Annotated in this window: 21 protein-coding genes and 1 pseudogene; 3 read left to right on the forward strand and 19 right to left on the reverse strand. The window is 56.9% G+C overall.

The window, feature by feature from the left end:
- The first annotated feature begins 113 nt into the window (after positions 1–113).
- Entirely contained in the window at positions 114–665 is a 552-nt protein-coding gene (locus BMG07_RS09715; RefSeq protein WP_198084386.1) for a hypothetical protein, read from the forward strand.
- 21 nt (positions 666–686) lie between these two features.
- On the opposite strand, the gene BMG07_RS09720 is transcribed toward BMG07_RS09715, so the two are convergent.
- From BMG07_RS09720 to BMG07_RS09745, 5 genes and pseudogenes are all read right to left on the reverse strand, one after another.
- The gene (locus BMG07_RS09720; protein WP_198084387.1) at positions 687–1,355 is read right to left on the reverse strand and encodes a uracil-DNA glycosylase; all 669 of its coding nucleotides are present in this window, start codon (positions 1,353–1,355) and stop codon (positions 687–689) included.
- Positions 1,352–2,727: pseudogene (locus tag BMG07_RS44045) on the reverse strand (nucleoside triphosphate pyrophosphohydrolase family protein). Before BMG07_RS44045 ends, BMG07_RS09720 begins: the two are co-directional and overlap by 4 nt.
- A complete protein-coding gene (locus BMG07_RS09735) occupies positions 2,637–2,981 on the reverse strand; it encodes a DUF4031 domain-containing protein (protein ID WP_307866925.1) in 345 nt (114 codons plus the stop codon). The pseudogene BMG07_RS44045 and the gene BMG07_RS09735 overlap by 91 nt, the downstream one beginning before the upstream one ends.
- 473 nt (positions 2,982–3,454) lie before the next feature.
- A complete protein-coding gene (locus BMG07_RS09740; RefSeq protein WP_198084391.1) occupies positions 3,455–6,145 on the reverse strand; it encodes an ABC transporter ATP-binding protein in 2,691 nt (896 codons plus the stop codon).
- Positions 6,146–6,209: 64 nt separating this feature from the next.
- The gene (locus BMG07_RS09745; protein ID WP_269758813.1) at positions 6,210–6,683 is read right to left on the reverse strand and encodes an isocitrate lyase/phosphoenolpyruvate mutase family protein; all 474 of its coding nucleotides are present in this window, start codon (positions 6,681–6,683) and stop codon (positions 6,210–6,212) included.
- A gap of 75 nt (positions 6,684–6,758) precedes the next feature.
- On the opposite strand from BMG07_RS09745, the gene BMG07_RS09750 reads away from it, so the two are divergent.
- Complete coding sequence (locus BMG07_RS09750) at positions 6,759–7,115, forward strand: H-NS family nucleoid-associated regulatory protein (RefSeq protein WP_198084393.1); 357 nt, start codon at positions 6,759–6,761, stop codon at positions 7,113–7,115.
- 633 nt (positions 7,116–7,748) lie between these two features.
- Here BMG07_RS09750 and BMG07_RS09755 read toward each other — a convergent pair.
- The 8 genes from BMG07_RS09755 to BMG07_RS09790 all read right to left on the reverse strand — a co-directional run bounded on the left by BMG07_RS09755 (position 7,749) and on the right by BMG07_RS09790 (position 13,654).
- Positions 7,749–8,096 carry a hypothetical protein gene (locus BMG07_RS09755; protein WP_198084394.1) on the reverse strand — a complete coding sequence of 116 codons (348 nt, stop codon included), beginning with the start codon at positions 8,094–8,096 and terminating at the stop codon, positions 7,749–7,751.
- Positions 8,086–8,949, reverse strand: coding sequence for a metallophosphoesterase (locus BMG07_RS09760; protein ID WP_198084395.1), 864 nt, complete (start codon positions 8,947–8,949; stop codon positions 8,086–8,088). The genes BMG07_RS09755 and BMG07_RS09760 overlap by 11 nt, the downstream gene beginning before the upstream one ends.
- Before the next feature lie 7 nt (positions 8,950–8,956).
- Positions 8,957–9,217, reverse strand: coding sequence for a hypothetical protein (locus BMG07_RS09765; RefSeq protein WP_198084396.1), 261 nt, complete (start codon positions 9,215–9,217; stop codon positions 8,957–8,959).
- Positions 9,218–9,307: 90 nt separating this feature from the next.
- Positions 9,308–10,168, reverse strand: a complete 861-nt coding sequence (locus tag BMG07_RS09770) for a metallophosphoesterase (protein ID WP_198084397.1) — start codon at positions 10,166–10,168, stop codon at positions 9,308–9,310.
- Positions 10,169–10,243: 75 nt separating this feature from the next.
- A complete protein-coding gene (locus BMG07_RS09775) occupies positions 10,244–11,020 on the reverse strand; it encodes a hypothetical protein (protein ID WP_198084398.1) in 777 nt (258 codons plus the stop codon).
- 211 nt (positions 11,021–11,231) lie between these two features.
- Entirely contained in the window at positions 11,232–11,483 is a 252-nt protein-coding gene (locus BMG07_RS09780) for a HipA domain-containing protein (protein ID WP_198084399.1), read from the reverse strand.
- A complete protein-coding gene (locus BMG07_RS09785; protein ID WP_198084400.1) occupies positions 11,480–12,247 on the reverse strand; it encodes a type II toxin-antitoxin system HipA family toxin in 768 nt (255 codons plus the stop codon). Before BMG07_RS09785 ends, BMG07_RS09780 begins: the two co-directional genes overlap by 4 nt.
- A gap of 660 nt (positions 12,248–12,907) precedes the next feature.
- Complete coding sequence (locus BMG07_RS09790) at positions 12,908–13,654, reverse strand: metallophosphoesterase (protein WP_269758815.1); 747 nt, start codon at positions 13,652–13,654, stop codon at positions 12,908–12,910.
- Between the two features lie 365 nt (positions 13,655–14,019).
- Here BMG07_RS09790 and BMG07_RS09795 point away from each other — a divergent pair, with 365 nt between their 5' ends.
- The gene (locus BMG07_RS09795) at positions 14,020–14,298 is read left to right on the forward strand and encodes a helix-turn-helix domain-containing protein (RefSeq protein ID WP_198084401.1); all 279 of its coding nucleotides are present in this window, start codon (positions 14,020–14,022) and stop codon (positions 14,296–14,298) included.
- A gap of 455 nt (positions 14,299–14,753) precedes the next feature.
- Here the strand turns inward: BMG07_RS09795 and BMG07_RS09800 are convergent, their stop codons facing one another.
- The 6 genes from BMG07_RS09800 to BMG07_RS09825 form a co-directional block, all read right to left on the reverse strand.
- Positions 14,754–16,322: a TniQ family protein gene (locus BMG07_RS09800; protein WP_269758818.1), complete on the reverse strand. Its 1,569-nt coding sequence runs from the start codon at positions 16,320–16,322 to the stop codon at positions 14,754–14,756.
- A gap of 18 nt (positions 16,323–16,340) precedes the next feature.
- Positions 16,341–17,159 carry a hypothetical protein gene (locus BMG07_RS09805; protein ID WP_198084403.1) on the reverse strand — a complete coding sequence of 273 codons (819 nt, stop codon included), beginning with the start codon at positions 17,157–17,159 and terminating at the stop codon, positions 16,341–16,343.
- A 630-nt stretch (positions 17,160–17,789) separates the two neighbouring features.
- On the reverse strand, positions 17,790–18,839 hold the full coding sequence (locus BMG07_RS09810; protein ID WP_198084404.1) for a TniB family NTP-binding protein: 1,050 nt from the start codon (positions 18,837–18,839) through the stop codon (positions 17,790–17,792).
- Complete coding sequence (locus tag BMG07_RS09815; protein WP_198084405.1) at positions 18,814–20,382, reverse strand: hypothetical protein; 1,569 nt, start codon at positions 20,380–20,382, stop codon at positions 18,814–18,816. The genes BMG07_RS09810 and BMG07_RS09815 overlap by 26 nt, the downstream gene beginning before the upstream one ends.
- On the reverse strand, positions 20,363–20,881 hold the full coding sequence (locus BMG07_RS09820) for a hypothetical protein (RefSeq protein WP_198084406.1): 519 nt from the start codon (positions 20,879–20,881) through the stop codon (positions 20,363–20,365). Before BMG07_RS09820 ends, BMG07_RS09815 begins: the two co-directional genes overlap by 20 nt.
- Positions 20,874–21,599, reverse strand: a complete 726-nt coding sequence (locus tag BMG07_RS09825; RefSeq protein ID WP_198084407.1) for a hypothetical protein — start codon at positions 21,597–21,599, stop codon at positions 20,874–20,876. The genes BMG07_RS09820 and BMG07_RS09825 overlap by 8 nt, the downstream gene beginning before the upstream one ends.
- Positions 21,600–21,895 lie beyond the last annotated feature (296 nt).

The following is a 21,895-nucleotide window of genomic DNA, read 5'->3' on the forward strand; positions in this document are numbered from 1 at the left end:
AAGGTCGATCAAGCCTTGGACGCGAAGAACCTTACACTTCGGACGGTCGCCGGTACGATTTTTCCTATCGATGTCTATCGTCGATTCGGGCGCCCGGGTACTATGAAAAGTACATGGCGATGCTGAAGCGAGGTAAGAAGTCGGGCTCCTGGGGCACATATGCCGCCCGCATGATTGATCGCCCTGGCAAGAACCCAGGGGAGCGCATCAACCCGCTAGAGTTGCTCGTGCACAGGCTCAGCGACGCAGGGCAACCCCAAAAAGAAAATGGCGACAAGGTTTCCTTTTCATCCACCTACGAATTGGGTATCGCTGACCCACAGGAAGATCTTGGCGAGTCGGAAGACGTCGGCGGCGACGTCCCAACGTACAACCCCTCACTCGATGGTCGCAAATGGATGGGTCTTCCCTGCCTTTCGCACCTGAGCTTTAAACGGGTGCCGATTGACGGTGGCCATGCCGTCGACTTAACTGCCGTGTATAGATCACACCATTATTGCGCAAGGGCGTTGGGTAATCTCATCGGGCTCGGGCAACTGCTGTCTTTTGTCTCCGCGCAGGCAGGCCTCTCGGTCGGCACACTGAGCTGTTTGTCAACCCATGCAGAGTTGGACATTCAGGAATGGGGAGGAGTCAGCGTTTCGAACGCAATCTTGTTCACCTAAATCGAGGCGCTCTCATAGAACCTAGAACAAGGCCGACTGAGGGGACTCAGCAGGCAGCAGAGCGACGCCGTAGATGCGCTGCATGCCTGCGCGGAATTCAGTGACACCGCCGTAACTGGGATGCCGTACGCATTCGACTTCGACACCAAAAGTTGCGGCGTAAGTCATAGCGTCTTGTCCTATGCATACGACGCGCTTGATACCCAACCACTTGATAAGCGCCGCATTGAGATCCGTGACCATACTCAATTCACGGGCTGCAAATCGTCGGTTTGTCATCGGATCGTTTGGCTCGTGCGGATGAAATGGGAACACATTCCACAGCAACGGCGGCCGTTTGACGCGCGACAAAATAGCCCAGATTTCTGCTGCGGTGCGCTCTGCTATAGCAGGTCCTTTGGTCGCTTTTTTCGGGGAAGAACCAGGGTAGTGCCGCTTGAACAGTGAGAGGCGCGCCTCATCTGTTAAGGCCAGTCCTGTGCGACGTCCTCCACGGTAGCCTAGGTCGCGTCCCATCCAGATCGTATCGGCTCCGAGCTCCTCGACAGCGCCCAGATAGTCTCGAAGATTTCTACGGCGCGTGGCTGGAGCATCCGCAAGATCATGGACTTCACACTGGTCTCGATAAGGGTTGAAAACGCCTTGAAGTTGAACCTCCGCGAGCGCGGCGACGAATGAGCGAGGAGTCATAATTTATCTTCGAGAAGGGGTAACGATGAACCGATGTTCAACGGCCGTCTGATACGTGGCGGTGGGGTGGGGTCAGGCGGGACCACCAATGGCGCAAAGTCGATCGTGTGGTTGAGCATGTCCACTTTGACGATTCCGCTGCCCGCATCCCGCAACGCCCGGAACACCTTGAAGCCGTCCAAAATGGCTCGCTCCCATTGCCACAATGGACATGTCGCTACTTCATAGCCGTCAACCATGTCGCGCACCTGCTTTAGCAAGCCATACTCAAGCTTTCCGATGGCTGTGTTCTCGTAGTAATCGCGGCGATGCGCATGATTGAAGATCCAGGTCGCAATACCTTCTTCGATGATCATGCGCGCGCGCCGTCTTCGTTTTCATCAAGATTCTTGTCCCCTTTGCGTTTCAACTTCAGCAAAGAGCGGATGACCGGCGACCATCCAAGATGCGCGATATACGCTAGATGGAAAACATCGTGGTACCGGTACCCATCGGGCTGGGTCCGGTTGTCCGTCAAGCGATCGCCGATGTTCACGTCGTTGAGGCGTTGAATGACGTACGGCTTACCGTCATCATATTCACGTTCGACAAAGTGCATTTCGAACACTCTTGGAAACTGTTCAATGAGCGGTCTGACACCATCGAATGGCTCGACATATAGAGCTTCGCTCTGAGGCCAACGCGACTCGAACTTCTCAAGATTCAACTGCACAACCTCGATGAACGTCAGCTCGAACATTCCTGCTACGGTGACCATGTCGGCCATAAGTGCGCCCAGCAGATCCAATGCGGAGGTACTCGCGAGGTCCGGCCCCCCTCTGCCATTCATCAGCTGACCAGCATGGCTTGCGAGGTCGGAAAGCTGGTGGTATCGATCCAGGCTCGTCAACTGCTCATGGCACAGCGCGAGGAGCCCGTCAAAGGGTACAAACGTCAAGGCGCCGGAAAGCGCAGGCTTGTTGACTGCGAAACGACGCTGTAGCTCGAGCAGCGCTGCTGATCCGACCTCTTCGAACGAATGCCGATACTCGGCGGCAACCGCAGTGAGATACCAAACGCAGTCGCCGAGCTCCTCTCGCACAATGGCTTGTTCGGCAGCGCCCACATCTCTGTGTGACTTCTTGACCGCTGCCAGCAATCCGCCGATCTCCCCGAACAGGCCAAACCTCAGCTGGTTCAATGCCTCTGCTTGCCCTCTGAACTGATTTGCGGCGTGTGCTCTCTGTTCATATTGCGAGAGTGTCAGGTGAACTCTGGCGATCGTCGCGCTGGCTTTGCTAGTCATAGGTCCGGCCCCTCTTCCGCGAAAAGTAAGCACTGTGACATGGCTGGTCGCTGCACGCTTAGTTGTTGCCGCAAAACTTTCGCACATGTGATCATGGTTCTGCGATCGCCGGGCATTGCGCCCATGCTGAGTGCTCGAGCTCGGATGCTGACGGTCACATCGTAGTGCGGGTAGGTCGACTGCGACTGGAACCAAGCCTCGCGTAGCCCAAGGCGTCGAGCAAACCCGTGCAACTCCCCGAGGGTATCGGCAACCAGGTGGCACCAAAGCTTCCCTCGCCAAGGCACCTGTTCATCATCAACATAGACGGCCATACTTGCGAATTGCAAAATTATGTGCATAATTTTATGCAAAATGTGGACGCATAGCAAGTCAATCCCCGATCCTGTCGCTCTTGGCGCTGAACTTCGCGAAAAGCGCAAGCGACTCAGAAAAAACGCTTCACGACATACAACGTGGGACCTCCATCGACGTCGGCCAACTATCGCGCTTTGAGAGAGGTAGCATGAAATTCATGTCAAGTAATTTGCAAAAGTTCATAGATATTTTGCAAAATCTCGAGATGACCGCCACGTCACAGAGAGGCGTCGCTGATGTGGTTGGCAGATTCGCCGTCATCATGAAGCGGTCTGAACGTCATGCCCGCGCGGGGACTGCACTTGTAGACGCACTTGAACGACTGATGTAACTGACGGCTCTGGAAGCCGCTGTGAAGCGGACATCCGAAACGGCTGGGCCTAAGACCGCACACAGCTTCACCCGTAGCGACCATCTACACCGAGACTAACGCCACATGCGCTCGGTCAGCCGGCGATCAAGATACCGGCTGCAGGTGAGCCGGAAGAGCCCTCACGAATTCGTGGGCCGTCGCGGCGGCTTGCGCTGGATTGGCGTTACTGAGGCGATCCTGCCAGGCCAGAACCGCGACCTTATCGACGTCTGGCACGAGCCGCAGCAGCGCTAGGTAGACCTTGAGCATATGAGTAGAGGCTACGCCAGGTATCGAGGATACGAGGAGCCGGAGCACCCGCTTCGTGCCCGCGTCGCCGCCGGCTAGGCGAGCGGTGGTAGCAAGGCGTCGCATCAGTTCTGGATGGGCGGCAAGCTGTATCACATCGAAATGCTGTTCCAAGCGGTCCAACAATCGACTGACCAAGGCCTCCTCCCGTATCCGATCGCCGATCGCTTCGCAGACCGCGAAGAGGAGCTCCCAAGTCGCTGTGTCTGAAGGAGGCAATGGCATCGCGTCAACGATGATCTTCAGGACCTCTGCGAATTCGGCTTGCGCATCTACCGGCAAGCCCGGATTGCCGTGTGCGATGCATGTGACCAACTTGGTTGTCTCGGATAGAGGGAAGCCAGCGGTACGCGCCCAGCGCAAGTTGACCGCGACGGCCTCCCGTTGCTGCGCTACGTGGCCTCGGCCCTTGTCTATCACCCATCGCATGAAAGTGTTTCGTCCGAAGCTGATGCTAGTCTGCGCAAAGACACGTGCCACAACCGGGAACGCCGCTAGGTAGTCGTCGGTTTGATTCATGAAGCGCACAGCGTCGTGCCCAGTGCGCACACGGTCTGGCCCCATCTCAGCGATCAGCTTTGCGTGCGCGCCGCCTAGCTGGGTTACTCCGGCTTCAATCAAGGCATCGAGCACTTCCAATCCCCGTGCGAGATCGAGGTAATCGCCTACGCTCGCAAGGGACTCCGCGAAAGAGGCAATCTGCACCCAAAAAGAAGTCAACTCAGTCGTCTGCTCGTGGAGGCCGTTCTTAAGAAGGCCCAACCCGAAGCGCCGCTCTCGCGCGTCAGCAATGTCCACTTGCTGCAGGAGCTGCATCTTTAGGTCAACCACGTTGGCACTCGTCCGGCGCAGGATCGCAATAGCGAGCCTTGCGTGTCCCGACCGAAACCGGTCGCCGACCTCGCCGAATATCAGGCCTTCCGCCAGGGCGCGCGCCCACTGCTCAGGTTTCGCAAACATGCGCTTCAGAAGCCGTCTCGGAACGCCTTGATCGCGAATGCCGCAGGCGCACAGGCACAGGAACGCCGAGCGTAGCTCAGGAACTAACTCATCGACTCGCGCCAGCGTGCGGTCGGCGATCTTGTCTAGGCTGGATCCGCGGAGCAAGAGAGAGAGGGCAAATATGTCTCCAGCCCGCATGAAGGTGGAGAACTTGGCAGTATTTTCGTTTCTGACAGGCTGCTGAATCTCATGCATGAGCCGGTTGAACTCCGGCTCTGACACCGAGTCCAGCCTGTACGGGGAGATGTGGACCGGAAAGGGCTTTGGAATAATGTGCTCGTCCTTGGCGCTGGCCAGTACAGTCACTTTGGCGGAGGGCTGACGCCGCATCTGCTCGAGAATTCCAGACTCAGCATCCAATTCATCGCATACGATGATCGTCGGTTTGCAAGCAATCTCTCCGAGGCGGACGACCTCGCTCCACGCTTCTAGGTTGAGATTCTGAGGGTCGATGACCTCGAAGACGAGCGCTTTGCCAGTCCGATGGATGTCCCACGCAACGCGTCTGACCACGGTGGATTTTCCGGAAGCTGAACTGCCAGTCACAAGGACCACCGCCGCGCGCCTACCCATGGCGATGAGCGCACTATGAATCTCTTGGCAGCGATCACGAAGCGCGTCTAGACCGTAGTGGATCGCCGCCCATGACACGCGCCCACTATCTCGGAACTCGCGCTCTACTGCTGCGACATCGTGAAAGGTCTCCTCGCTGGGAAGAAGGCTGACCGGCGAGCGGCCACTGGCCGGATGAAAGTCTGGGAGCCCCTTGAGCGCAAGCGCCGCATCGCGTGCGAATAAGTTGCGCGGAGGCGTCAGCAGCCCCTTGAGGTTGTTCAGGGAATCCCGAATGTGGGCCGGAGGGACGCCGAATATTGCAAGCTTGGCGAATGCGAGCATCTCCTGCTCATGTTGTTGGCCCTTCAGTTGAGGGCTCAACAGCACGCTCGTGTTCCGGAAGACATACTCGGCGAACTCCACCGTTTCCTCCTGCTTGACCACCGGATTCGCGAGGTACTTGAAGTCTTTGACTAGCTTCTTAGCAAGGGTTTTGCTATACGACCCGCGGATCAGGCGAAGCATCTCCTTACCCGTTACTACGCCGCTCGAGATCAGAAGGAACTTGAGTTGCAGCGTCTTTAGACGGCTAACATCAGGCGGTTCGCCGCAGGCGTCGATCGCATCGCACATGAAGCCATGCAGGATCTCCCTGACACCTTCAAAGTCGTATTCCTTCTCTGGCGTGTCCTTGAACTGAATGAAAACCTGTCGTCCGTCGCCGTACATCGCGTCGATGTCCTGGGCACCCTCGTAACGCACTTGGACAAGCCCTTCCTCGCAGAGAAGGAGTCGAGCGACAAAGTGCACAGCATGCGATGCTTGGTATTCGAAGCCTTTCAATGCAACTCGCCCGCCTTGGCGCGCACGAGTGCGGAGGGACTTGCCGTCAACGGCCCAGGACTGCACCTTCAACATCATGAGTTCCATTGCTTCCGGAATGGTGGCCGGCGGGGCCGGGCAACACCTCAGGGGAAGCGCGCGCCGATCATAGTCATAGTCGCGCGAGCAAATCCTCGTTCCTGGTCGTCCGCGGGGCCCGCGCGTCAACGCGCCCCGGATAGATTACAACGCTGTATCCGATCTTCTGAAGCTGTGCGGCGGGCAACACCAGAGTCTTTTCGCCCTCAACCGTGTTTTCCAACATTAGCCTTCCACCGAGCGTCGCAAACGTCGCACTCATATCGTCTGCACCCCACAGTGCCTCGACGAACAGGATGTCTGCACCAGCTTCGGAAGGGGCACCTCCCCGATCAAGTGCCGCGGACAGCCCCTCGACCACGACCGCGTCAGTGTGCGCGACGATCAGTGCATCGGCCGATCGGCCTGCGTCCACCGCTGCCTTAATCTTGCCGATCATTTCGATTTCGGCAACAAGTGTCTTGCCGTCCAGATGACGACATCGCATAGGCAACGTTTGATCCTCAAGCTGGATGGCGTAGCGCCCGTGGCCACTCGCGCTGTGCAAGCCAGACTCTTGCATCAATCAAAGTCAACTAAAGGTATGCTTATTAATTTCAGTCATCAATGGAGTCAATATTTCATGGCAAAGACTTACACACAGATTCAGCAGCAGATCAAAGACCTCCAGGCGCAGGCCGATCGGCTCCGCAAGAAAGAAGCTGATGGAGTACTTGCTCGAATTCAAGAAGCAATTTCTGTATACGGATTCACTGCCAAGGACTTTACTTTCCCGACAGATTCTGGGACGCACGCCCCAGGCAACCGCAAGCGCAAGGCCAATGGAGCCGCGCCGCAGTCATCGAAAGTGAAGCAGCCTGCAGTTGCCAAGTTCAAAGACGAGCATGGCAACACCTGGGGTGGACGCGGCCCGCGGCCGGCGTGGTTCAAGACCGCTCTTGAATCGGGGAAGACTGAGCAGGACTTGCTTGCGGCATAGTTCGCTCCGACAGACTTACAGCCCGCTGCGGCCGGGGGGTGCCCGTCATCATCAGCCAGCCGCGTGATAGCTTCAGCAAAGTCTTCCAGCGGCGTCCGCTTGTAGACCACGCCTGTGCCCTTGCCAATTCCGCGCCGAACCGAGGCAGCTTGGGCGGCCCACTGGCGGCACTTGCCCCGACCTCGTTGCGAAGGCACCGCAGCGCCGCCAGCCGGCACATCACTGTGCTGCCTTGCTTCCAGTGCCGGGCGCTCTCGGGTCGGTTGCGTTAGATGCTTCATCACAAAGAAGTCAATCGTTGGCCGCCTTGAAGGTTCCACAGATGAGGTCACTTACATCCAACGCACCGAGTAGGGAGTTGTGTGTTGGTTACCGCCGAAAATTGAGCTAGTAAACCCAGTAGGGGGTGCGGACGAATACTTGAACTACTAGGAGGTAGTTCAAGTATTTATACGAAGACAGGATTCGAGCGGTCGAGCTGTACATCTATTCCGTTAAACGCGTCAGGGCTACCATTGTTCAGCTGAGTTACCGCCCCAAGAATGCCCTTAAGGGCCGGCACCGCGAATAGGAGCAGCGGCTCGATTTGCCTGTGGCCCCCTACATAAGTCGATCGATGTACCACAGGGCCCATCAAAACCTTGGATAGTTCGGGTTCCGGCCGTATTCCTCATGCAGGTATGGCCGCGGCCGGCGCACCACATCGATGGCCGCCAGTACATCGGTCGACACATCTCTCCACTGCGTGATGGCGCGCCACTTCAGCCAGTTGGGCAGCACGAACCGGTCTTCGGCCCCTGCGCCAGGCTGGCCCTCGAGCAGATACACCTTGCCGTCCGCCGTCAGGCATGCAGCCTCGGGGTAGTTCCATCTCACGATTTCGGCGGACACGTTCTCGCAGCAGATCAAGTGGCGAGTTCCCCCCGCCAGTTCGATGACCTGCCAGCCAAAGCACGGATGCGGAGGAATGTCATCGTGCATAGCCGTCTCCTTCTTGCGGCACGTCAATCACAAGGCCTGGGTTGAATGCGCCGTTCTCAGCGTCCCCGTGCCAGTTCACGTAGCCACGGGGATTGCTGACAACACGGCATCGGTCCACGTAATAGTCGAAGCTCTGGTGTGTATGGCCGTGGATCCAGAGGGCGGGAACCTCGAAGAGCGTCGGCAGCATCTCGTTGACGTATCCGCCAGAAGACCACTCCTGAGCATGCTTCGGTGCGAGAGAGAGTCGATGAGGCGCATGGTGAGTGACGACCACCGTCGGGCCGCTGAATGGCTCACCTAGCTTCCTGCGCAGCCAAGCGCGTTGGCGTCTGTGGAGCAGAAGCGTGTCCATCGGAGTCAGGCGCCGCGCTCCGTGCAGGCTGGACATCCAGGTACACGCCTTCGGATCGGTGACGCAGATCTCGGCATAGTCTGGGAGGAAGCGAGCGCTCTCGGCCATCGCCCGGTGGCGATCCGACAACATGCGCATCGGTCGCCCGGGAAAGCCTGGATCGTCGATGCGGAGCGCGAAATCCGTCCACAAGGTGCACCCCAGGAATCGGACACCGTCGATCACGATTTCGTCGCAGTCCAGGAAGCCGACGCCCACGACTTTGGCTTGGCGACGAATCTCCGCGAGTTCCTCATGCATCACGGAGCCGAAGTACTCGTGATTGCCCGCGACTAGGACAACCGGCTTTCCGGGAAAGCATTCGGCAGCCCACGCAATCGCATGGCGACCGGGTGAATGAATATCGCCGGCGAGGATGACAACGTCGAACTCGACCTTGCCATCAAGCTCGAACTGCTCGAACTCGAGATGCAGATCTGAAAGGACCAGCAGTTTCATCGGCGCATCAACCGAGCGGGTGGCCGAAGCGGCTGCCAATGCTCGTCGAAGCCGTACGGAGGGAACAACGGCCCTCTTCAACAGAAATGCTGAAGATGCAGTGCTCATACAGCCACTGGTTGGTTACAGCCTGCGGATTCGCAGCAGGCACGGCAATCCTGCGCCCGAGTTCATCGGCCGACAGCCAGTTGTTCTCCTCCAAGATTGCTGCACAGCCTTGCCTCTCGTGTTCGAGGTGGAACGTCGACTTCTCTTCAGAGTCACTCATGTTGAAGCTCCAAAGGCGTTCGAGCGTTCAGGCCTTCCAAGGGTCTGGACATCTCGAGCTCAGCAGGAAGGTTAGAAAGAATCCGCAGCTTCATCGGTGGTCCGCCGATTTGGTTGGAAGCTCTACGACAAGCCCGTGGTTGAAGTCATCGTTCTCGGGAACTGCCCTTCTTGAGCCGAGCATGTAGCCACGAGGGTTGCAAATCACACGACAGTTCCCAACCGTATAGTCGAAGCTCGTGTGTGTATGGCCATGCACCCAGAGCACGGGCACTTTGAAGAACTCTTCGGGAAGCTCGCTCACATAAGCCCCCGACACCCAATCTGTCGCGTACATAGGGGCCAGCGAATTGCGATGCGGCGCATGGTGAGTCACCACAACCGTTTGGCCAGCGAACGGCTCTTTGAGCTTTGTTGCGAGCCACGCGCGGTGGACCTCGTGCAAGGACAGCGTGTCTTCCGGCGTCATGAGTCGCTTCAACGACCGCCCACGTTTTCGCATCCCAGACACCTCTTGGCCTTCACGAACCCTAATGGCCCGGTAATCGGAAATAACTCTTCCAGACTCAGATGCTGCCCGCCATGGATCCGAACGAAGCCCGTCTTCGGCTTCTATGCGCACGCCGAAGTCCGTCCACAGCGTGCAGCCCAGGAAGCGCACTCCGCAAACCACAGCCTCGCTGCAATCCAAAGCGCGGACGTTGGTGCCTTCTGAAGCCTGCCGAAGGTTGACCAGCCCGCTGGACACCACATCTCCGTAGAACTCGTGATTGCCTGGCACATAGATGACAGGCAAGCTCACTCCGAAGTTGGTGCCGCGGCGTGCCCAGTGAACCGTCTTCACCGCCGGGACGGCGATGTCCCCCGCAAGGACGACCGCATCGAACTTGACTTCAGGCACTGCGAAGGCTCCGAACTCAAGATGAAGGTCCGACAAGATGAGCAACCTCATGGCGCTGGGTGTCTCACGTTCAGCAGCGCTCGGCGACATCGCGCGGCCGGACGGTAGGAAGCCATCGGAGCAGGTCTATTCATTCCACTCTCCTGCTCTGGCAGAGGTCCAAATGGTCGCTCCCTTCCAGTCCTTGTGACCCTCCTTGAAGGTGTCGGCACGGTGCTCGGCGCATAGCGATGCCCAAGGACCTTGGTCGTTGTTGATTTCGGACGTTGCCCCGCAGACGATGCAGGTAGACCGGAGCTTTGCCTCGACCTGGCGGATGACCTCATTGATCTGAAGAGCAACCGCGTCATGGTTCTCTTTCGATTCGCACACCGTACGCGTCACACTTGACGGCAGGTCGTCATCTAGGGCGACGCGAGACCTGCCCTGCAGCATGTAAGTGAGGCTGGGTGCGCCGTACTTCTCGCTCATTCGGGTCCAATAGAAGCCGCGCCTGTCTGCGCCGAGCAAGGCATCGATTCGGCGGCATGTATCTACAAGGGGCGGAAGCCAACCGTGAAAGATCCGGTAGGCACGCCGATTGTCGGCGCCCTCCAACCGGAACATGTACGGGAAGCGTCCCTGCAGCTCTGTCGAGGTTCTGACCTCGATCTCGACGCCCAGCTCGTGCATGAGCTGTCTTTCGTGATCCACGAGCAATCGTTCATCGATCCTGTCCAAGTGCGTCTTGTAGATCGAAACGATGGCCCGCCCATCAAGTCGCCTTGCTTCGGAGTGTTTACGCACGAGAGCTGCAAGCACGGGGTAGTCGCTCAATACGTACGGTGCTTGCAGGCTGTCGGATGCGGCAATCACCGACGGTTCGGTTCCGGTGGGGACCTCGGACGGCACGATCGGCTTCATGACACCCTCCCGTCGATCGCTCGGAACGCAGGAGCGGTAATCCGAACTTCTGGCCTCCCAATGCCGAGCATTGCAGCTTCGTGTTCCCATCCTCGCACCACATCGAGCACTTGAGCCGCAATGGCTGCGGCGGCGGGCGCGGTCAAGCCGTAGAACGCTGCGGTCCCAACCACCGTGTCCAAGTTCGGCCGGTTGTCCGAGTGATCGAGGTTCAGGACATGAGTCGCCTTGTCACGTCCGGATTCACATCGAAGGCAGGGGCGAGCCGCCAAGCATTCCTTTCGCGAAGGAAACCGTGGTTTCGCAGATGGTCGTCACGGTTTCCCACCGCGACGTTGAAAACAACCCGACGAAACAACTGCGCGAGGTCCTCGCCGATGTGTTGGATACCCTGTGACTCGAGGAACTGTGCGATCTCCAGATAGCTCGCGCTGTCGCCCCTTTTCTTGCCCAGGAGCGTCATCGCGGAGGCGTAAAGCGACGTGTCCCGCCCGTGCGGTCAAAGCGCTTGATGCAGAACGTGCGAAAGCCGCTACCTAGCGACAGCAATTTGGCCTCCGGTACCTCAATCCCTGCACGCCTCGCAAGGTAGTGCACAAGAAACTCCCAGGCGCCGACATCGCGCTTGTCACTCAGCATGGAGAACTTGGCAATCCACAGCGATCCGTCGTCCCCATCCAGGAAACTGACCTTCGGCCGTGCGCCCCCCAAGGATGCTCCCGGAATGCGCAAGGTCGTCAGGGCACGCCGAGATGCCTCAGTCTTGAGGAGTTGATGCAAATCGAGCTCCTGCGCGGCAGCCGCGAGGTTGTGCAGTTCGGCGGCGGGCGGAGCTGGCACGGCGCCGGCATCAATGAACTGCGCTGCACCCGCCGGGCGAAGCCGCAGCGCACCTTGGCGCGTCAGGTCCTGCACCTCACACATGACGTTCCACGCCAGCAGCTCACGCGAACCGCGGCGCTCGTCACGCGATTGAAGCCGCTCCCACTGTGCCATGAGCGTCTGCCCCCAACGGTCGGGGCAGATGTCTCTGAACACGGCGAAGTTTCCGGACTCGCTCGGCGCAAAGAGCAGGTGCTCGCTCAGCGGCAGGTCAGGGCCGAGGGAAAAGGCATGCGCATCGGCGAGCCACGAGCCGGTGTAATGGAACCGGATGCGGCCGCGATCATGAGCAAGCATGCCCACCTGTTGCAGCGCACCCAGGTCGCTGTCGAGCCAGATCTCCAAATCGCTTGCTCCGGAGTCATTGCTTGACCTCATGACGCAGCAGACCACTCAGGGCACCATACAGCGACCGTCATCCTTTTCCGACTGGCCCGCCTCATGACACGTTCGTACCGAAGCGACTCGCTCGGAACCCGTGGCGACTTGGACCTGACTCTTCGGCCTCCTGCTTGCAAAGTGTCATTTGCAGTGTCACGATGCACAGACAGGTTTGCCATGTCATCCCAGAACACATCTGCCTCACGTGGGTCCAAGCGGTCCGCGCACAGCGGCGTCGAGATTGGCGTGGTCGACGAGGCAGAGCTCTGGGCATTCAAGCGTGAATGGCAACGCAAAGACATAGAGAGCGTCCAATCGGGTCGGCGTACCCCTGACCGAATGGGTTGGTTTTCGCGCGAGAAGGCGCAGAGCATGAAGCTCGTCGATTCCCCATATTGACGGACTACCTTCGTCTCATTCGTGGCGCGGAGACCTAGTTGGCGATTGTTGTTCACGTGCCAATGCTTGGTTATCGTTCGAGTGGTTAGGCGCCCTCTACCTTCACCGTTGCTTTCCAAAGGAACGGCGCCATTTGAGTTGATGTGCTCAGTCAAGGAGCCCCGTCGACCCAAGCACCGTCGAGGGCATAGGAGCAGGTATCGCTGAAGCATTGGGGCGGTCTCATCAGCGCGTCTCTTGCTCTTTGTCGGCGATTCGCGGCCAAGTCAGAAACGATCCCATGTCCACACCGTATGCAGCAAACGGCGCCGACGCATCCATCAAGCCATCACGTATGTAGTCGACGGTCTTGTGATGGTGGCCGTGGACCAGGAGTCTGGCGCCAAGCGCAATGGCCAAATCATCCAGCACTTGGAATCCGCGAGGATGGGCAGCCGGCGCTTCGTGCGTGACTAGGATGTCCGCGCTCTGCAAAGATAGCGAATCGATTTCGTCTGGGAAGATGCTCGAATGGTGCTTGCGCGCGTAGCCACCTCTCCAGCCATCCTGTGCAGCGGCACGGCCTCTTTGCGCGTGCCTGAGCAAGTCTTGTCGCGACCTGAATGGCGCCAGATCAGGCGGCGTTGCCGGATCCCAGATTTTCTGCCGGAAAACGCCACCTAGCCCAGCAACCCGATAGCCCGCGATCGTTTCGACTCGGCCATGAAGATTGCGATGTGCAAGCTCCGAGAGAAAGAGATTGTCGAAGTCTTGATCTGAATCAGTGTCGTGATTTCCGTGAATGAACCAGACGTCGGTGCGATCAAGAATCGGGGCCAGTTCCAGTTGCAAAGGCGTGCGTGGCTGCACGTCTCCGAGCAGCACAATTGCCTCTGGCGCATGTTGACGTACCGCGTCAATGGCGATGTCGAACGCCCCATGTGGGTCACCGACGAACAGAATTCGGGGTCTCTCGCCCTCTACTTTCGACATGATCTCGATGGCCTTTCAAGACTTTGACTTGACGCGCTCACTATCGAAGCCTGTTTTTCAAGGCTCGCCGATCAGGAGCGCGATCGTGAGTATTCGGCAGGCTCGTCACCGAATGCAACGGTCATCACGGCGCTCGGCTCCGTAAAAGGCAAGCGCCTGCAGGAGGACCGGGCTCGAGGCCGCCGCCCCCATCCACCAAGGAGTTTCGGCCACTACGTCATAAAGTCCTCTCCGTCCTCAGCTAACCCCACTTGAGCCGTCGTAGTTCACGAGAACAGTGCGATGTCTCAAGCCAAGTAATATGAGCTTTTCCCATATTCGTGTCAAGCACGGATGGTTCAGGGCACTTAAACGAAGTGGCCCTGATGACGAAGAGATCGCAATACGCCCGTGAAAATCAGCTACTCATTGCGATCCTTCTTGAGCTTCGCACCAACATCGGGATGACTCAGGTTGAGCTTGCCAAACGAACCGGACTCCTCCAGAGCGAGGTGTCTAGGGTGGAGAACGGTAGACGGCAAGTCGACTACTTCGAATTGCGGCGCTGGTTGGCGGCATTGAACTTGGACATAGGCACGTTCGACGCAGAGTTGAGCGAGCGCCTGGAGCGTGTGGGTATCACGAGCCCGTTGAAGTCAAAGTAGCAGTTGGATAGCCGGCCACAGGTCCTGCGCGAGTTTGAGTGCATGGTTGGCGTAGACGTCAACAACACTCGATTGATACCGCTGATGCATTGGCCTGCCCTATCGCCGCGCCCTGCAGAAGGGGATCTCGGAGGGAGGGTTTGGTAACTAGATGTGCTGGCGTCGTCCAGAGTTTGGCTAGCTGTTGCCGCCATATTGCGGACCAGCAGGATGAAATCAGCAAACCTGGCGTTGATGGCGCTCGACCGCGTGGATTTGCGCTCCGCATCGGCCGGGTTTGGCGCAGATACCACTCCATCACATTCCTTGGACCGGCGCAGCCCTTGGGAGCCACGGAGCCGGCTTCCGACAGGATGCCGGCGACATGACATGTCGGGTCGACGTGCATTGAACACCGCAACGTGAGAGCCGATGTTTGCAACGTCTGGAAGCGATTTCCACAACTCACGCAGGGCTCACATTCGCTCGCAAGGGCAAGTCTTCTTGGCCTCTATCCAAAACACTTCAATACGTCTCAGGAGTTGGGAATCGATTCCCACCATGGCTGCCCTCAGGGCCTTTTGAGCGCCCCTCTCTAGGGCTGCTCCACGGAACGGAAGGAAAAACGGCCCGCCGTGACCAACCTTGCCCCGAGCCTCATAAAACGCGGTCGCAAGTGCTAATGCATTAATGAGCACCGCGCAAAACGCAACGTCATTCGAACCGTTCCGCGTCGCAGTCCTCGCCGCTTGTTCGACGTCGGACTTGACCCACCGGGACAGATCGCTCAGTGGTCTTTGACTCAGCAAGCTTATCAAGACCGCGCTGACGTCTCGGCCACGAACCTGCTTCGATGTGACACGTCGACCAGGCGCCGAGTCGAGGAAGCGTTCCAAGCCATGAATCAGAGATTGCAATTCCTCCGTGGTCGCCGCACTTCTTTTGGAAAGCCGTGCACGAACAGGTCTTGAGTGCCGTGAGCCGACAAGGCGACCGACACTTTCCCTGTTGACTTTGCCGCCCTGCGATTGAAGCAGCTCTATCGTTCGCAATACATCAGCATCCGTCACGAAGCGCCCCGGCTGTCCGAGTTTGGTTGCCACTACGGACCGCATCCACGGTGGCAGCTCGCACCAATGCTCGGAAAAGTCGACTGTCGAAACGCCTGCGTCGTCCGCAAACGCTAGAAAGCGTTCTGGCCATTCTTCAAGGAGGGGCCAAGCGGCCGCGACGACACACCGCCGCGTCGAGGCATCCAACCGATCAAATGCTGAGCCATGCGCGCCCGCCTTATCAAGCGCGACGAAGGTCGCTTCGAAAGCTCCTACTCGCCTGAGCTTCATCTTGGACCGCGCGCTTAAGGCCAAATTGATAATGCCTCGGAGTCCGCAGAGACGGTCGCGCAAGAAGTCAGACCGCTCAGCTTCAACGCCTGAAACTGATGCCATCGCCCAAACGTCCTTAGAACAGGAGATCAAGCTTTGACAATGCTCTTCGTCGCTCACGACGTCGCGAAGACGCAACCGACATCGCGGACACTCATCCATATCGAGCTGTGAAGTAAACAGCGTCGCCTGGCTCGCAGCTGCATAAGGCCAAGAAGGAAATCCGCATTGGGGACATCTCTCAACCAAACGAGCGCCATGCAGGGGACACGTCAACATGACCGACAGCCGCCAGACCGCACGAAAGTAAACATCGCCATCCTGGCGGAGGCACTCGGGACATGCCATTGATCCCGTACCCAAAGGATGGCGTCCATACCTCAGTGGAATGATCCAGCGCGGGTGCAGCTGCTTATGTTCAGAGAAGCCGTGCAGCAACGGGTGTGCCCAAAGCGTGAGGCCTTCAATCTCTGCTTGGGGAGTACCAACCCTGGTAGCAACTTTCGCAAGAGCATCGCTCGACCGCTGCAAGTCCGGATCGCTGCGCCGCAATTCCGGTGAAAAAACCGGAAATAAGCGATAGGCGTTGAGGGCCCACACACGCTGCCTAAAACTTGAAAGAGACTCACCCGCAAGAGGGATGTCACGCAAGAGGAGCATGGTTGCCACACGGACCTCTTAGTCGGCGAGTCGCTCGCCGTTGCACCAGCGAACGAAATCACCTCTGTCGACATAGTAGTCCCGGAATGATTGAGCATCGGCACTAGCCGCGAACACGCGCAATCTGCTCTTCATAATGTCACGCAAGAACTCTGCTGCTCCTCGCCTGCGCCGGGGAGCTGATACTTGATTAACCAACTCGCTTAAGCAAAAACGCACTTCCACCGGAAGATCTTTATCCAGAATTGCATTTTTGGAAAGTTGACTCTCGAGTTTTTTTAAGGACTTGATCGTGACGAATCTCCTCAGATACGGCTTCTCCGGCTTTGCCAACATCTGACGCCCGACGAGACGACGAACTACCTCCTCTGCAACATCAAGTCGCTCAGCTACCCCTTGATGGGAAAGGGCGCCGGTACACTCTATTTGAATTTCCTTTAGCTTAGAGGTTGCTACAAGATGCACGTCCTTGCCCTTCCTCTCGCAATAAGTAGTGGTAACGTAGTCTTTCAAGAGCTGGGGGCCATGCGTACTAAGGATCGAGCCATGTAATCGGAGCATCGGCGCAAGCGTCGATAGTCGAACGTGCGTGCCTTGATATCGCTCAGGAACTGCCCACTGAACTTCGTTCGAAGTCGGCCTTCCCGCTCGCAGTCGGCCCAAGGGGGCTTGCAGTGCCACGAACTTTCGGAGCTGGCGCCCGCTCACGAACGCGCCCGCCTTCACATGATCTGATTGAGCTAACCATTCTTGAAATTTCTTTGGTAGCCCGACGCTACTTTCAGCGAAAGCCCGCTCGATCGCCGGGAAATCCTTAGATACGACCATCGCAGTCACGTCGTAAACAGCCCGCTCACCTCTTCCATTTTCCTCCGTGCAAAAGGGCGCCAAAAATCGAAGTGCGCGAGCAGCAGTTCGTTCCAGCTCCGTAGAGCAGTCATTGATAGACGCTTGAGCACATACCGCCTCAGCGTATGTCGCCTCCATTGCCTTGACCCATCTCGGAACAGACTGTCGCGGCATGCTAGCGAAAGTCATCCCGCAATCGCACTCGGCGAATGATCTTCGATCGTGGCGCAGTTGAGAATCACATGCGGAGCAGCGGTCTAGAAGCATGCAATCATGATAGGAGCATCGCAGAGTTAGTGGACGATCCCATGCCGCCATGCAGATCGGCCGTTTCTCCGTAAAGCAAATTGGGCACACCCTGGCGATCTGTGAACGGCCAGCACTGGTCGGTCGAAGATTTCTTGGATCGGCATCCGGTATCTCAAAAGCAGGTGCTCCGTCACTAGCCAGCAATCTTCCGCACAATAGAGCTCTGTGCGATGCACCAAGGACTTTAGCGAGCGCCCTTAGACCTCCCAATTCATTCTCTGCCGCGAAGCGTGCCAAATACCCTGGCCACGACTCGCAAGGGTGATGAGCCGGTCTTAACAAAAGCTGCTCTGTCGAAACGACTTGCATCTACTTAACCTTTACTTGGGCAAACGCCTGTCCTGGCTGCGTCAATGGTTCTCCGTCATAGCTTTCTTCAAACGGATTCCCGTTATCAGCGGAAGACCCAAATGTTCTTTTGAATGCAATCCTCAGGTGGGCGCCCGTAATCTGCTCAGAACCACTCTCGAACGCAACCTTGATGCCGTGCTTTAAAAGCGCGCTAAGGTGACCGAACCTTGCATTCGAACCCAATAATAGGCGCACCGAGAGTCCACTATCAGAAAGATTAGATGTTTCGGCGAGTGGGAGCTTCTCGTCAATGGACTCCATGATTTTCGACCAGCGCTTCAATGCAATACCGCGAACTTTCGGGTCGGTGGTTGTCACTACAAACGGGAGTAATTCGACAGTCGCTTGCATACGGCGTTGCAGTTGATCGTTCGAGTCTCTTACAACGAGCGCGTCAGGCGTTCCCATGGCGATCACAAGACAGGGAGTCGCATCAATTAGCTTTCTCACCCAATCGCCGATCGTCTGGATACCTTTGCGCCGCGTGGCTGGGATGTCTTGAAAATCATCGAGGAGAAGCCGGCGAACTCGGCATTTCCGCATAAGTATTGTTATGCGCCTTAATAAATCATCGGCATTTCCCTTTGTATCGGGATGACCCATCGCATTAAGGAGTGCAACGCCCATCGCTCTTTCCGTCGGGGATGAGGGGACTCGCATATACACCGTCGATAAGTACGTCACATTAGGCGTAAAAATGCGAGGATATTTCGTCATTAATTGGTGCGCAAAGGTAGTTTTGCCTGCCCCAGATTCGCCGATCATGAGAATTGCAGAACCGTAGGTGATCGTATCCTTATATTCGAAGTCGTTATCATCAAACGGATAGGCGTGCTCGATCTCGAAAGTTTTGGCATCAATCATGGCCTCCGCATCAGCAAGATCTGAGTGCTTGATGAAAGTGTCTTGAAAGGCGCGAATTCGCTGATCAAGCGCAACACCACGCCAACGCTCGCGACTTACATCTGCACGGTGGTCTAACTCAAAACTTTTTTCTTGCACATTCACCTTTAACCGTCGGCGAGTCATCCAGCCTTGCTGAATCCATGGCCTTTGTAAGTAAATTCAGTCTGCTCGGCTTGGATTGCACGATCTCTTGTACATCGGCGACTTCGCATGCCGGCATGCCAAGGCTGTGTGCTGGGCGGTGCTCTCCCTTTATCTGAACTCGATCTGCCGCTGATCGGGCGTCCCGAGCAGCAGGGTGACCACGGAACGCGTACTTGATAAGAAATGCTTGGCGGCGTGAAGCGATCAACCGCGACGTTTCGAGTTTCGAGACGCTATCCCTCATATCGTCGCGCGCTGCAGACAGCTGCTGCATCGCAAGGCGGGACTGACCTTTGGCTTCGCGCGCAAACGTCTTAGTGAGCTGATGCTGCCGCTCCGTGAGGCCGCGAACATAATTCGGATCTTCTACACAGGGGACAAGAAACCATTCCTCTGCAAGCGGATCCGCGACAAAAATCTGCTCCAGATTCTCGGGATTTACTCGATAGTTCACTCGATGGCTATGCCCAAGCGATCGTCGTAAATCCTCTAGACGATCATTTTGGTAGCGCAAATGCTTTCTTTCGAGGCCGCCGGATGCGCGAAACGCGAGCGTCCCCGGCAAAATAAATTCAGCAAACTCCGCGCAATCCATGCGAGGCGCTCTCAAATCTACGCTAGCAACCTGCTCTTCCCAACGTTCACTCGCGGATCGGCCATCCTCACCTCGCGTATGCATATATTCATCCACAACCCACCGCATCGCGTCTTGCACAAGCTCTTCTAGAGTCAGCTTTGCTGCTCGCATCGCCGGATCGAGTCCGTCCCGGTTGTTTTTCTTCACGCATGCGCCCGGCTTACTGGCGGCGAATATATGTTTGAAAGTTCGATTAAATCCTTCCACAACTGACTTGTTCGTGGGCTCGTGTGGCTTGGAATACGCGTAGTCGACACCGAGGTCCAACATTGCCAATTTGAACGGCTCGGTGGTGTTGTATACGGCGTTGTCCAAAATCGCGAGGCCGAACTGTCCGCACTGAACCCACTGTCGCTGACATTTGCTTAACATCAGCTCCCCCATATTTTTCTTCCGCATTGCGCCAAGGATTGTTGACACGGCTGTTTCGGTTGTTCGCGTCTCTGGCCCTGGATTGGCGCCCATGACGGCCCGCGAATATTCATCAACGCCAAAAGTGAACATCGGTGTTCCCCAGGGAAGGCCGGTGTCTGGATCAATAGCAAAAACTCTTACGTCTACGTCATCAAACTGAACGAACTGCAAAATTCGTCTCGCAGATACGCGTGCTCCGTTGGCTCGAAAAAGCTTCCTAGCGAGGTCCTTGCCGACTCGGCGTTGAGTCAGTTCGCTAGCGGGCACTGTCTTCTTTATCCAGCGCGCGATTGTGATGTCCGCAGGCATCGCAAGTTGATCTCTGGCAGACCGCTCAACATTCACAGATGCGATCTTCTGGCACAGACTTCCGGCAATATCGCTGGTGACAAGCCTCGAAGTCTCATCAGCTTCCTGCTCCGCAATTGAGTCAATGAGCAGCTCTGCCACCGTCGGATCCAAGCGTGGCCTGGACACTTTCAAGATCTCGCCCGTTGCTGCGGAGACCACGTGTTGAGTTGCTCGACCGCGAAACCGATACTGTGGGGCGAGTACTTGGAGATCGCCCCGTGCCGCCAAGACTTTTTTTCTGCGCGCGGTACAGCGTCCAGATCGACATCTCATCTAGCTTCTCACCCGATAAGGCCCGGACATTTTTGACCGCCAATTGGTGCATTTCGCTTTTGGGGTTGAGATACTCAAGACCATTCTGATCTAGCTCGCGCATCCAGTCGACTAGACTCAGCAGCCTCCTCTTCGCCTTGTCGCTGAGACTAAACACCGTTTCTGAAAACGGCACGACCTGATCGGATAGGCCAACTCCCTGTCCTACTCGAAGCTCCAACTTGCCAATGAGCAGAGCGAGATTCAAATCATCTTGTCGCGCAATACGCAACTCTTCGCGATCCTCGCGAGTTAGCACGACGCCATCGTCACGAACTTCATGCACTCGATAGACGTTCCCAAGCCAAATCAGCTCGACACCAGCCTTGAAGTAGTTCGTCGATGATGCGAGGGGGTGTATCTCGGTGGACATAGCTCTGCTCATTGATTGGATGAAAGATGTTGAGGAACACTCGCCCGCGGTATGCAGCGGCGTGGATGACGTCGAAAGTTAATCCGCCTTCGTACAGGTCCTTTACCGTCTTATGGCCTGAGTCCACTGCTTGCGCGACCTCAGCAATGTCGCTCGCGGAATACCCGAGCTTTTGCGCACGTCGCATATGCCAAAGGTTCAGAAATGCTGTACGCGTAAGCGGCCATTGATCGGTCCATATGAGAAATTTCATCTGAGCCAACTCGGATACGCGTGCGACTTGATCTTGCTGATTCTGCTCAGCGGGCGTCAGCCGGGAGAGCGGTTTGACTTCCATTACATATTGAAGAGTTCTGTAGTCTTCAAACATGAAGTCAGGAGTCGCATCAATTCCGTGGAGTTCTTTCTTTAAAGTGAATGGCTGGGACTTGAACCGTTTGACTGTGCCAATATTTCTAAGCCACTCCAAGAGATGCAGCGAGGTGTTTTCCAATCGACCCTCGACCGCTTGTTGCGCGAGTGTTTCCTTGTCGACCGACACATTGCGTTGAGTGGGGCGACTTCTTCCAAGCACGGACCGCGCTGCGTCACCTTCGTACGTGGCTTTGATCCAAGCAGGAGAGCCATGCACGAATACGATCTGTTCAGACTGTGGGGTGGTAAGTTTTTTCCGAGCTGGCATCAAGTGGACTGAATCGAAGTGTGCGTGCCTGTGCGACATCTCGCACAGGTCAACAGAAGTTGGGGCCAAAATACCCGCATAACTGCAGCTCATGGTCCATCACCCGCCCTACTACCGCTCAACAGGCACTTTCATTAGTCTTACACTTCCATCAACCATCCTCCTTCAAAGAGGATGCCATCCCCACGTTTGGGGCCTGTGGTCCGGCGTTCGACGCTGAAATTTGATGAGCACATCTTCCATTG

Source organism: Variovorax sp. E3 (assembly GCF_016082275.1).
In the GTDB taxonomy this organism is placed as follows: domain Bacteria; phylum Pseudomonadota; class Gammaproteobacteria; order Burkholderiales; family Burkholderiaceae_C; genus Variovorax.